Annotated in this window: 9 protein-coding genes; 7 read left to right on the forward strand and 2 right to left on the reverse strand. The window is 69.4% G+C overall.

Annotated features, from left to right (window positions below):
* The first annotated feature begins 409 nt into the window (after positions 1-409).
* Together VD997_06920 and VD997_06925 are read left to right on the forward strand one after the other, a co-directional pair.
* On the forward strand, positions 410-2734 hold the full coding sequence (locus VD997_06920) for a sialidase family protein (protein HYE61711.1): 2325 nt from the start codon (positions 410-412) through the stop codon (positions 2732-2734).
* A 102-nt stretch (positions 2735-2836) separates the two neighbouring features.
* Positions 2837-3268: a hypothetical protein gene (locus VD997_06925; protein HYE61712.1), complete on the forward strand. Its 432-nt coding sequence runs from the start codon at positions 2837-2839 to the stop codon at positions 3266-3268.
* Between the two features lie 2 nt (positions 3269-3270).
* Here the strand turns inward: VD997_06925 and VD997_06930 are convergent, their stop codons facing one another.
* Both VD997_06930 and VD997_06935 read right to left on the reverse strand, forming a co-directional pair.
* A complete protein-coding gene (locus VD997_06930) occupies positions 3271-4473 on the reverse strand; it encodes a hypothetical protein (GenBank protein HYE61713.1) in 1203 nt (400 codons plus the stop codon).
* 28 nt (positions 4474-4501) lie between these two features.
* The gene (locus VD997_06935; GenBank protein HYE61714.1) at positions 4502-5317 is read right to left on the reverse strand and encodes a DUF1559 domain-containing protein; all 816 of its coding nucleotides are present in this window, start codon (positions 5315-5317) and stop codon (positions 4502-4504) included.
* Positions 5318-5492: 175 nt separating this feature from the next.
* Between VD997_06935 and VD997_06940 the strand changes: the two genes are divergently transcribed.
* From VD997_06940 to VD997_06960, 5 genes are all read left to right on the forward strand, one after another.
* The gene (locus VD997_06940) at positions 5493-7670 is read left to right on the forward strand and encodes a kelch repeat-containing protein (protein HYE61715.1); all 2178 of its coding nucleotides are present in this window, start codon (positions 5493-5495) and stop codon (positions 7668-7670) included.
* Positions 7671-7905: 235 nt separating this feature from the next.
* Positions 7906-10323: a hypothetical protein gene (locus tag VD997_06945; protein HYE61716.1), complete on the forward strand. Its 2418-nt coding sequence runs from the start codon at positions 7906-7908 to the stop codon at positions 10321-10323.
* Positions 10324-10361: 38 nt separating this feature from the next.
* Positions 10362-11393, forward strand: coding sequence for a hypothetical protein (locus VD997_06950; GenBank protein HYE61717.1), 1032 nt, complete (start codon positions 10362-10364; stop codon positions 11391-11393).
* Between the two features lie 120 nt (positions 11394-11513).
* Entirely contained in the window at positions 11514-11789 is a 276-nt protein-coding gene (locus VD997_06955; GenBank protein HYE61718.1) for a hypothetical protein, read from the forward strand.
* An 18-nt stretch (positions 11790-11807) separates the two neighbouring features.
* Positions 11808-12956 carry a glutathionylspermidine synthase family protein gene (locus VD997_06960; protein ID HYE61719.1) on the forward strand — a complete coding sequence of 383 codons (1149 nt, stop codon included), beginning with the start codon at positions 11808-11810 and terminating at the stop codon, positions 12954-12956.
* Positions 12957-12977 lie beyond the last annotated feature (21 nt).

Genomic DNA, 12977 nt, shown 5'->3' on the forward strand with positions numbered 1-12977 from the left:
TACACCCCGCCCGGCGCAAGTGCCGCCGTGTGGACCACTTCTCACCGTTTGCTTCATGCAGCACGGGCTGAACCACGCTCGCGTCGTTTTCATCCACCCACCTGAGCCGGGTGATCCCTCAGCGCACCTCAGCGGAGTTGCGTTCGTACGAGCCCCGACGCGTCTTCGCGCGGCGTCCGCCCACGAAGTGAGAGGGCACTCCGAGTTGCCCTGCGCGTAAAGGTGCCCCGATGGACCCGCCACTTCGTTCCGGGCTCGTTGCGAACGTTGGCCGTGGCATTCGGATGCCTTTCCCGCAATCGCGCCTCACTCACCAGACATCTGCTCCCGTACCGCCGCGCTCCCGCGTTTGAAGCGTCCCACACGATGGGAAGGGGTCCGCAGGGCCGCGTGGCGGATGGAGCCTCACATGATGCGTTCCCTCCACAGCGTCGCGGCGGCCGGTATCGGCCTGGCCGCGGTCCCCTTCTCCACGCACGCCGAGCTGGACTGGACGCCCACGCCCGGCCCCGCCGGCGGCAGCGTCCGCGCCCTGGACCTCGCGGGCAGTGCCGGCGTCGCCTCCACCATCGCCGGGCTGCACACCTCGGCCGATGGCGGGCGCACCTGGCGCGGGGCGTTCCGCTCGCCAGGGGCGCCGCAGGCGACCTTCGGTTTCGTGGCCGCTGTGCCCGGCGCGCTGTTCGCGCAGAACACCGCCCTGGAGTTCTTCGCGTCGACCGACGGCCTGCACTGGTCGCACGCCAACCCGCCCGTGCCCGGGGTCGCGCTGCACGCCATTGAGCACGCCAACGGCCGCACCTACGCGCAGCTGGACCCCGCCGCCGGGCAGCCGCTGTACTTCTCTGACGACCTGGGCGAAACGTGGTCACCCCTGATGAACTCGCCCACGCCCGCCGACGGCCTTTCCGCCAGCGGCAACGACGTGTTTACCTCGACCCTTGAGCTGCGCGACGGCGGCTTCACCCGCATCGTGACCGCCTACCGCTCCGGCGACCGCGGCCAGACCTTCGCCGTCATCGGCGGCTCCGACGCGTCGGTGAATGGCATCGCCCCCTCGCAGGCCGCAACGCCGCGCCGGGTGGGCACGCGCCTCCTGTGCGGGCAGTTCGTCTCGGAGAACGACGGGCAGAGCTGGCGGTTCTTCGACGCCTTCGAGACCCTGCGGCAGCAGTTCTGCGGGGCCGACTTCTGCGAGTTCCGCGTCGCCAGCTCCGCGGTCGTCAACGGCGCGATGTACGTGCACACGTACCTGGACTTCATGGACCAGGACGAGCCCGCGGACAACTTCAAGCTGTGGAAGACCACCGACTTCGCGACCTTCACCGAGGTCCCAGCCTCGCCCGCGCTGCCCGACCTGCTGGTCTCGCAGAGTTTCTGGCGCGAGGGGGCCAGCGGGGCGCTCGTGATCGCGGGCGCGCTGGGAATCTTCCGCTCCGACGATGGCGGCGTGAACTGGACCGCGTCCAACGCGGGCATCAACGCCTCGGTGGTGTGGCGGATGGAGGCGACCGCCAGCGTACTCATCGCCAACCTCGTTGACACCAACTACGTCGCCCGTCTCACCTCGCCCCTTGGCCCATGGTCGCAGAACACCATCTTCGACAACGGCGCCTTCTTCGGCACCGTCATGAGCCTCTACTCCCCCGACGGCCAGACCCTGCTCGCGGGGCACCTGATCGACGGCCTCACGCGCTCGGACGACGGCGGCCACACCTGGGACTGGTCCCGCGCCGGCGTTCCGCAGTACAACGGCACCGCCGGCGAGCAGTACTGCGAGATCGAGGCGTTCACGAAGACCCCCACGGCCCTCTTCGCCGGCACCGGCGAGGGCCTGGAGTTCCGCAGCGACGGCGGCCAGGGCTTCGTGCACGTGGGCCGCGGCGTGCTCCGCTCGGCCGACAACGGCCGCACCTGGGCCCGCGTGAACAATGGCCTCCGCATCATCGGCCGCAACTCCTTCTTTGAGCCCCAGTACGACCCCATCCTCTCCATGACCACGGCGCCCACGGCCACCAGCCCCGCCGTGCTCGCCGGCGGCATGTTCCTGGGCGTCGCCCGCAGCACCAACAACGGCGCCTCGTGGAGCTACACCAACAGCGGCCTGCCCATGTTCAACGCCGACGTGGCCGCGTCGGAGGTGACCGCCCTCACCACCGTGGGCGGGGCCGTGTACCTTGGCTTCAACGGCATCGACCAGGACGTCTTCCCCGGCGTGGGCTCGGTGTACAAGTCCACCGACGGCGGCCTCACGTGGACGCCCGCCAACAGCGGCCTGCCCACCGGCTTCCCCGTCGCCGCCATCACCGCCCACAACGGCACGCTCTACGCCGGTCTCGCCTCACGTCACTTCCCCGCCACGCCCTTCATGTTCGGCGGCCTGGGCGTGTACCAGAGCACCGACGGCGGGGCATCGTGGCAGCCCGCGGGCACGTCGCTCAGTGGCGTCGGCGTCCGCTGCCTCAAGGTGTTCAACGGGACGCTCTACGCCGGCACCGACCACCTGGGCGTCTGGGCCCTCACTTCGCCCATCACCGGCTGCGGCTCCGCCGACTTCAACGGCGACGGCGACACCGGCACCGACCAGGACATCGAGGCCTTCTTCGCCTGCATCGGAGGCCACTGCTGCCCCACCTGCGACCCCCGCGGCAGCGACTTCAACAACGACGGCGACGCCGCCACCGACCAGGACATCGAGGCCTTCTTCCGCGTCCTGGGCGGCAACCCCTGCTGAGGGACCTCGCCCTCCCATCCTGCCGGGTTATCACCCCCCAGATTCCCTTCCCCTCCCCCCCTTCTTCCATTAGACTCCCAGCTGCCCTTGTGGAGGTCCCCCATGCGCCTGCTCGCCTTCCTCGCCGCCATCCTCATCCCCGCCCTCGCGGCCAACGCCCAGCTCTCCATCACCTGGTCCACCATCGACTGCGGCGGCGGCATGAGCAGCGGCGGCGGCTTCACCCTCCACGCCACCATCGGCCAGCACGACGCCTCCGCGCCCATGAGCGGCGGCAGCTTCACCCTGACCGGCGGCTTCTGGGCCGCGTCCCCCGGCGGCGGCTGCCCCGGCAACGAGTGCGGCCCGCAGGACTACAACGGCGACGGCGACTCGGGCACCGACGCCGACATCGAGGCCTTCTTCGCCTGCCTGGGCGGCACCTGCTGCGAAACCTGCTTCTGCCAGGGCTCCGACTTCAACGGCGACGGCGACTTCGGCACCGACGCCGACATCGAGTCCTTCTTCAGGGTCCTGGGCGGCAACCCCTGCTGAGGTCAGGCCCTCACCGGCACCCCATACCGCAGCACCACCATCGACCCCAGCGGCGGGTACTTCATCTCCACGCGGATGCCCCGCAGCTGCCGCGGGTCCACCTTCAGGCACTCGTGCATCGTGCGGAAGAACTCCGAGTACCGCGGGACCCGCGCCGTCGCCACCGCGGGCGGCGAGCCCACAAGCGGCAGCGGCGTCTGGGTGATGGGCAGCAGCGAGATGTCGTCGGACCTGCGGTCCGCCTCGCCGTGCCCGTAGATCGTCGAGAACACCATCACCTTCGCCTCCAGCGCGAAGGCCAGGTCCTGGTGCACGATGAGGTCCAGCACCAGGTGCTCCGCCGGCACGGTGATCGACGCCCCGAAGTCGCCCGTCTCCCCCGCGTGCTGCTGGTACCTGGGCACCGCCGCCCTGAACACCTCGCCCTTGAAGCAGTCGAACGCGGCCGTGTCCCCCACCGCCCCCGGCATCAGCACGTAATCGTGGTCCCCCTTGCTCTGCACCACCTCCACCCGCGGCGGCTGCCCCTTGGCATAAAACCGCGGGCGCGCCCCGCTGCCCACCTCCACCGGCGTGCCGGGGTCAAAGAGGTCCACGATGCTCTCCGGGCGCGACTGCAGCCGCACCTTGAAGATCGGCCAGCGCACATCCGCCCGCAGCCGCCGGAAGCCCACGAACCCGCTCAAGAACGCCACGTCCAGGCGCGACGCGTCCTCGGCGTTGGGCACCACCATCGTGCTCACGAACCGCGTGCGGGCCTGAACGCCATAGAGACCGCTGTTGCCGCGGAACGCCAGCTTGCGGCTGTGCTCGATCGCCTCGCTGGTCGGGGCCATGCTGTCCACCACGATGTCCAGCGACGAGCGGTCCCCCACGTGCAGCGCCGTCATCTCGCGGAAGCTCCGCGCCGCCGTGCGCACCGCCTGCACCGATTCCTCGCCCGCCCCTTGCGCCCCCGCGGCCTCCAGCAGCTTGCCCAGCGCCTGCTCGCCGGGAATGTGCGCCAGCGCTCCAAACTCGTCGGTCGCGCGGATCACCCGCGACACGTTCCAGGTCAGCGTCTTGTTGATGCCCAGGCGGCGGGCGACCTCCTGCGGGGCCGCGGGGTCGACGCCGATCGCGTCAAACAGCTGGATGAGCGCGCCGCGCAGCTCCCCCACCGCCCGCTTGTACTCCTGCTCGAACTGGACTGTTTCCTGGATCATGCTTCCTCACGGCTTCCTGCCCGCCCGCTCACCGCGGCGTGTTCACCCATCCGAACTCCGTCGCGTCCGACAGCGACAGGATGTGCGACCTCCCGCGCGAGTCCCACAGCTTCAGGTGCGTTGACTTGAGGTCCTCGGGCTCCTCGAGACGGTCGTTGCCCCCCACAGGCGGCTTGAACAGCCCCACGCTGCCGTCAAGGTAGGCGAGGTTGCTCCCGCCGCCGGGCCCTCCGTTGGACGACCCGCTGCCGCGCCGCGCGTGGCGCGTCGAGAACTGATCAATGGTCGCGAACGAGCCGTCGTCGCTGGTGCGGTTGTAGAAGATGTCGTGCTCCTCGATCAGCAGGGGCATCGCCTGGAAGTACACCCGCGGGCTCGTGAGCACCGCCGGCAGCTCCGGGTACGTCACCTTCCACGGCAGGTCCACCCGCGCCCCCGCCATCCGGATCACGCCGGTGTAGTCGAACCACTTGTTCGACTCCCGCTTGGCCGAGGGGCATTCAAAGATCTTGTCGGTGTTCGAGAGGTACTCGCGGAGCACCGAGGTCTCGAACGGGTGCTTGTACGCGCTGGGGTTGGCCAGGTACTTGGCGTTGCGCCGCCCCGACCACTCCTGATTGATCGGCCCCTGCCAGTACATGCCGGGGATGACCTTGTAGTCGCCCGCGTACGTCGTGAACGCCAGCGCTACCTGCCGCATGTTGGACGCGCACGCAACGCTCCGCCCTGTCTCCCGTGCCCCCGCCAGCCCCGGCAGCAGCAGCCCGATGAGCAGGGCGATGATGGCGATCACGACGAGCAGCTCGATCAGCGTAAAGCCGGTGCGCACCTGCGTCTGCGTCATGGCGTCCCTCGCAGCGTTCGCAATACGTTCGGAAACAACCGCATCCAGCATACAGGCCGGAGCCTTGGTCTGGAAGTATTTTCCCGATTTCCAAATGGAAAATCTTGCGGCGCACCCGTCCCTCCATTTAGACTCGCGCCCAGAACTCCGACACTCACCGAGAGAGAGGACCACCATGCTTGCACGCCCCGCGTTCTGGATCATCGCCTCCGCCGGTCTGGCCGTCCCCGCCCTCGCCCAGACCAACCACGTCGAGGTCGAGCCCAACGACACCAAGGCCGACGCGCTCTTCAACGGTGCCATCGTCCTCAACCCCGGCGACACCATCACCGGCCTCACCGCCTCCGCCAGCGGCGCCGGCCTGGACTACTTCCTTGTCAAGACCGCGCCCGCCGCCCCCGGCGTTTACAAGCACAAGCTCGTCCTCTCTACTGGCACCGTCGGCCACACCTTCACCATCCGCGGCCTCAACCAGACCGCCGCCACCGCCGCGGCGTGGCCCGGGCCCATCGGCACAGCCGGCGCCACCGATTCGCAGACGCAGGTGGCCCTCACCGTGGGCAACACGCGCGTCATCCAGTGGTACGGCTTCGGCAAGGAGGAGCAGCTCTATGTCCGCGTGGCCGGCACCACCGCCACGCAGGGCGAGTACGTCCTCACGCTCGAGACCCAGGACATGACCCCGTCCATCGTCGACGCCGGCAAGTGGGTCTCGGGCACCATCAACATCACCAACGCCCCCTCGGGCACCGGCAACGACCTGGACCTCTGGGTCTACGACAGCAACTTCAACCCCATCCGCGGCTTCGGCAACGACGGGGCCACCACCCTCGGCGGCCACACCACCGCCACGAACCTCGTCGCCTACCTCCGCCGCCACTACGAGCCGGGCACCTACTACGTCGCCACCGCCAGCGCCGATGCCATCAACAACATGCCCTCACCCAGCGACGACAACCGCCGCACCGGCCTGCTGCTGGACTTCCCCAACGCCATCGTCTCCAACTCAACGCTGGCCACCCACCACCTGCACTTCACCATCCAGGACGCCTTCGGCGCCACCAACTTCACCAATACCAAGACCAACGCCCCCGACGTGCACTGGCACAAGTTCGTCGTGGGCGGCAGCGACTACGGCGCCTGCTGCCTCCCCAGCGGCATGTGCGTGCAGATGGACCAGACCCGCTGCGAGTCTGCCGCGATCGGCGGCACCTTCAGCGGGGCCGGCTCTGATTGCTCGACCTGCCTGCCCGCCACCGGCGTCTGGGCCGCACGCATGCCCGCGCCCTACCCCAGCGTCGGCTCCGCCGGCGCGGTCATCGGCGACACCTTCTATCTGCTCGGCGGCAGCCCCTCCAACGGCCTGCGGGACCCAGGCTGCTGGAAGCTCGACCTCGTGAACAACCTCTGGTCGTCCATCGCCCCGCTGCCGCACGCCGGCAGCGTCGCGCCCCAGCTCGGCGGCGCTTCCAACATCGACGCCGCGGTGATCGGCACCGACATCTACCTCGTCGGCGGCTACATCGGCACGGGCGCGACGGTGATCAACCGCGTGCTCCGCTACGACACGCTCGCCAACACCTGGACCGAGATCACCAGTGATCCATATCCCACCGCCATCTACGGCTCCGCCCTCGTCGCCCACAACGGCAAGCTCTACGTCATGAGCGGCGCGACCGCCGTGGGCTCGCCCACGACCGCCTGCTACCGCTACGACCCCGCCGCCCCCGAGGGCAGCCGCTGGGCTGCGATCGCCTCCATCGGCGCCGGCCGCCCGGGCATGGCCGCGACCGTGATCGGCGACCTCATCTACTGCGTCGGCGGCGAGGCCACCGACCAGAGCCGCACCGACGTCTACAACATCACCCTGGACAGCTGGACGCAGCTGCCCGACACCACGGTCGCACGCGGCGGCACCAGCCTCTTCAACCTCGATGGCAAGCCCTACGCCGCGGCCGGCGGCTGGACGACCTTCACCAACACCGCCGAGGTCTTCGACGCCGGCGCCTGGACCGCCGGACCCCCGGTGATCACCGGCCTGCGCTCCCCGGCCTACGACGGCAGCGACGCCTGGCTGGTCCGCTCCACCGGCTTCAACGGCGCCTACCGCGCCAACACCGAGGTCTTCCTCCGCGCCCCCGCGTGCGCCGGCAACCAGTGCGGCCCGCAGGACTTCAACGGCGACGGCGACGCCGGCACCGACCAGGACATCGAGGCGTTCTTCGCCTGCCTGGGCGGCACCTGCTGTGAGACCTGCTTCTGCCAGGGCGCGGACTTCAACGGCGACGGCGACATCGGCACCGACCAGGACATCGAAGCCTTCTTCCGTGTCCTGGGCGGCAGCTCCTGCTGATCGAGCCCTGACCCAGCCCCCCGAGCCGAGGCTGAACCGAAGGCCCCCCGCGTGAGCCCCTCTGCTCACGCCGGTCGGGCTCAGAGGATCAGCCTCGGTTCTTTTCCATTCGCCCGATAACGGCCGGGCACGTCCATTCGATCTATGGCGGCCCGCTCTCATCCGATGCCGCGGCCATGCTCGCCACCAACGCGGGTGGCCTTGTTTCGGCCCGTCTCTTGGTTATAAACGTGGGATGCGACTCCTCATCGCTCTTGCTCTGCTCCTCCTGACCCTGCCAGCCCACGCCCAGCCCTGCGTGCCCTCCGTTTCAGGGTTCCCCACGGGGCCCATGGACCCCAGCGTCTCCGCCCGCGCCTTCATCTCCCACATGCTCACATGGGACGACGGCGGCGGCGAGTCGCTCTACATCGCCGGGCAGTTTGTCGTCCCGCCCTTCAACCCCGCGCAGCCGGCGCAGAGCTACGTAGCTCAGTTCCGCGGCGGCCGCTGGACCGCGCTGCGGGCCGGGCTCGCGCCCGCGAGCAATGTCAACATGCGTGCCCTCTGCGTGCAGGACTTCTCCACCATCGGCGGGCATGGCCCCTCGCTCTACGCCGCGGGCGACGGCGGCTCGCTCTACCGCTGGGACGGCGCGAGCTGGGTGCTCGCGGCCACGGCCCCCTTCGGCACCTGCAACACGCTGCTCGCCACCTCCGATGCCCAGGGCCCCGTCATCCTCGGCGCCGGCACCTTCGGCCAGGGCGTCCTCGCATGGCGTGGCCAAGGGGCGTGGTCGCCGTACGCCCCGCTCACCGTGAGCAGCGGCAGCGTCAGCCGCCTGCGCCTTGTGGACGACGGCTCCGGCCCCGCCCTCTACATGGTCGGCTCTATCCGCGACACCACCCGGGGCATCAGCGGCATCGCCAAACTCGTCAATGGCCAGTGGACGCCCGTGCCCCATGCGCTGCCGTCACCCAGCGCCATCACCGACATCACCACCTTCGACCTTGGGCAAGGCCCCGAGCTGTACCTCTGCGGCATCGTGTCCCAGGGCGGCACCACGGCCCTCATCCACCGCCTCCGCGCCGGCCAGTGGGGCCCCGTCGGCGCGGGTCTCACCCTCCGCCAAACCACGCTGGGTCCCACGTTCTTCAAGATCACCGAAGGCGGCACCCCGCGCCTCTACCTCGGCGGCCTCATCGAGCAGCCCTCGGCGTACGCAGGCATCATCCGCCTGAGCACCGCGGGCGACGCGTGGGAGCCTCCCGTCTTCGTCTCGTACCAACCGGGCGCCGCCCCGACGTCGTACGGGGCCGTGCACGCCATGGCCCGCTTTGAGGGCAGCACCTTCCTGGGCGGCTCGTTCAGCGCGTTCACCCCTACCACGATGTCGGTTGGACCCACCCTCGCTTACGGGCTGCTCCGCTCCGACGCTTCGGACCCGGTCGGCTTCCGCTCCACCGCCACCGGCCTGGGCGAGTTCCTCAACTCCCAGTCAAACATCGCACGCTACATGCTCACGCCGCTGCAGATCGAAGGCGAGAACCGCCTGTTCATCGCGGCCTCCTTCGCCCGCGCGGGCGGCGAGTTCACCGGCGCCGCGACGCTCTTTGACGGCAGCGACTGGACGCCGATGCCCGTGGCCTCGCAGTACGTTTTCAACAGCACGCTGCAGCAGGCGGTCGTCACCACCGCGCTCAGCGACGAGCCCCGCATCGTCGCCGCGGCCCAAGGCCCCCTCGGCCCCGTGGCCGTGCACGACGGCTCGCAGTGGACCCGCCTGATCCCGCAGCCCCCGGGCGGCCAGGGGCTCAATGTGTTCGTGCTGGAAGGCAAGCTCTACGTCTTTACCGAGCTGGGCCTCTCCCGTTACGACAGCGCCACGAACTTCTGGCAGATGGTGACCTCCTCCTCGGGCAACACCTGCGCCATCCTGGCCGATCTGGGCCAGGGCCCGCGCATCCTGATGGCGATGAACTCCAGCGGCGGCCCCGGCGTGTACGCCTACGACGGCGTGGCGCCGCCCGCCCGCGTAGGGCCCAACTTCGGGCCGCCCATCCAGTGCCTCGCCGTGCACGACGAGGGCAACGGTCCCACCATCTTTGTCGGCAGCAGTTCGATCCCCGGCCAGATCCAGCGGCTCGTCAACGGCCAGTGGCAGACGCCCGGCACCGGCCTCAACTTCACCGGCAACGGCCTGCTCTCCATGTGCTCCTTCGACGACGGGCACGGGCGCGCCCTCTATGTCGCCGGCCCCTTCAGCACCGCCGGCGGCCTCACGCAGTGCAACGGCCTGGCCCGCTGGCGCAACGGCGCATGGTCCCGCGTGATCGAGCCCCTCCCCGGCGCCGTGGGCAGCAACCCGCAGGGCCTCTTCCGTGCGTGCCTCGCGGTGTTCAACAACCAGCTCTACCTCGCCGGCGACTTCCTGAACCTCGCCCACCTCAACGCCGACCGCCTGGCCGTGATCGCCCGCTGCCCCTTCACCTGCACCAGCGACTACAACCAGGACGGCGACAGCGGTACCGACCAGGACATCGAGGCCTTCTTCGCCTGCATCGGCGGCACCTGCTGCCCCACCTGCACCAGCGACTTCAACAACGACGGCGACGCCGCCACCGACCAGGACATCGAGAGCTTCTTCCGCGTCCTGGGCGGCGGCCCCTGCTGATTTATCCCAGCCTGCCGGGCCCACGCTTACGATTGACCATGAACCAGGTGCGTACCCCCCTGCGTGTCACCCAGTGGTCGCTCAATCGTGCCACCGAGATGTCCTCATCTCGGTGCGTTTTCGTGTCCATTGCGGGGTCACTCCTGCTCACCGCCGCAGCCCCCGCTCAGTCCCCCAACTGCGAGCTCCTCTACGTCTCCTTCCACCAGCAGACCAGCCCCACCGCTGCGCCCACGGCCACTCAGCACGAAGGCCGCGCCTTCATCACCGCGACCGACGGGGCCATCTTCATGCCAACCCTTCAGCTCCCCAGCGGCCAGTCCCGCGCTTTCACCAGCCTCGGCGACGGCCGCTACGAGAACCTCGTCACCGTCAGTTCCACCCGCGCTTCGCTCATGAGCAGCATGCCCAGCGGCAACTACACGTTCACGTGGCAGGGCGGCTCCGGCACCTCCTCGCGCGTGCTCACCCAGCCCCACGCCGCGGGCCTGTGGCCCGCGCAGGTCCCCACCTTCACACCCGCCACCTACACCGGCCTGCAGGGCATGGACCCGGCGGAGCCCTTCACCCTCACCGTCAACCAGTTCACCCCCGACGGCCAGGCCAACCAGCGGATCGGCGGCTACTACATCACCGAGAACAACAACGGCAGCGAGGGCACGCTCGTCCGCAACAACCTCCTGCTCGGCCCCAGCTCACAGGTGACCACGCTCGAGCTCCCGCCCAACGCCCTCGCCCCGGGACGCAGCTATCTCATCACCTGGATCTTCGCCCACGACGTCAACTCGCCCGGCAGCCCCGGCGTCACCCGCACGCAGTTCCGCAACGCCACGCGCCTCGCCTTCACCACCGCCAGCAACTGCCCCGGCAACCAGTGCGGCACCAGCGACTACAACGGCGACGGCGACGCCGGCACCGACCAGGACATCGAAGCATTCTTCGCCTGCATCGGCGGCAACTGCTGCGCGGCGTGCTTCTGCCAGGGGAGTGACTTCAACGGGGACGGCGACGCGGGCACCGATCAGGACATCGAGGCGTTCTTCCGCGTCCTGGGCGGCAGCGGCTGCTGAGCCCTCGATCGATCACTCCTGTGCCACCAAGATGCCTTCATCCCGGTGCTTCTCTGAACCGCAACTCACCCCCCGTGTTCCCGTATGATTCCACGGCCACAGGCCACCGGGGGTGCCACCATGTTCGACGGCGAGAACCGCTGGGCAAGCAAGACCATCACCTTCCTCGCCGTGGGCGGGCTCACCGTCTACGTCATCATGTTCATCTACTCCTGCCAGTCCACCTCCTCCACCGGCACTGGCACCGGCGGTGGGTTCTACGGCGGCTACTACGGCGGGCGCGGCTTCTATGGCGGCAGCGGCGGGGCCGCGCCGGGCGGCACCAGCGCCTTCGGCCCGTCCTCCGGCACCAGCCGCGGCGGCTTCGGCACCTCCGGCTTCGGCTCCGGCGCGTAACCCACCCCTCAATCAAACATGCACCGCCGCCCCATCACCCCGCGCCCTGATTGGCGCACCACGATCGAGCAGCAGGGCTTCATCTTCCACGACACCGAAGACGGCACCGGCCGCAGCACGTGGGATGAGTCCGCCTACTACTCGATCACGCTCCGGGAGGCCGAGGTCCTCGAGTCCGCCACGCAGGCCCTGCACGAGATGTGCCTGGAGGCCGTGGACCACCTCGTCACCACCGACCAGCTCGCGCGCGTGGGCATCGCCGAACAGCACCACGCCTTCGTGCAGGACAGCTGGACCAGCGGCCACCCCTCGCTCTACGGCCGCTTCGACCTTGCCTACGACGGCCGCACCGCCCCCAAGCTGCTGGAGTACAACGCCGACACGCCCACCTCGCTGCTAGAGTCCGCCGTGGTCCAGTGGTACTGGTTCCAGGACCGATTCCCGAAAGAGGACCAGTTCAACAGCCTGCACGAGAAGCTAATCGCGCAGTGGCGCGTCGCCTGCGTCTCCGACGCCGCGGCCCCGCGCGTGCACCTCGCCTGCATCGAGGACAACGCCGAGGACTTCATGACCGTCTCCTACCTCCAGGAGACCGCGCTGCAGGCCAGCCTGCTCACCACCTTCCTGCCCATCACGCGCGTGGGCTGGAACGCCGCGCAGGGCAAGTTCCTCGACGAGCAGGAGCGGCCGATCAACACCCTCTTCAAGCTCTACCCCTGGGAGTGGCTCTTCCGCGAGGACTTCTCCAAACACATCGCCCGCGCTCCCACACGCTGGATCGAGCCCGCGTGGAAAGCGGTCCTGAGCAACAAGGCCATCCTCGCCGTCCTGTGGGAGCTCTTCCCCCGCAGCGAGCACCTGCTGCCCGCGAGCTTTGAGCCGCTGCCCGGTGGCGGCGCGTCCGTCCGCAAGCCCATCCACTCGCGCGAGGGCGCCAACATCCAGACCCTGCAGGACGGGCGCGTGCTCTCCGAGACGCCCGGCCCCTATACCGGCCCCTACGTGTACCAGGCCCTGGCCAACCTGCCGCGGGCCGACGGCAAGTCGGCCGTGATCGGCAGCTGGGTCATCGGCGACGAGCCCTGCGGCATCGGCATCCGCGAGGACGCCTCGGGAATCGTCACCAACACCAGCGCCTTCGTCCCCCACATCATCGAGCGCGCCTGATCAATCGCCCGCGTTGCCTGC

This window comes from Phycisphaerales bacterium (genome assembly GCA_035627955.1).
GTDB lineage: Bacteria > Planctomycetota > Phycisphaerae > Phycisphaerales > UBA1924 > JAEYTB01.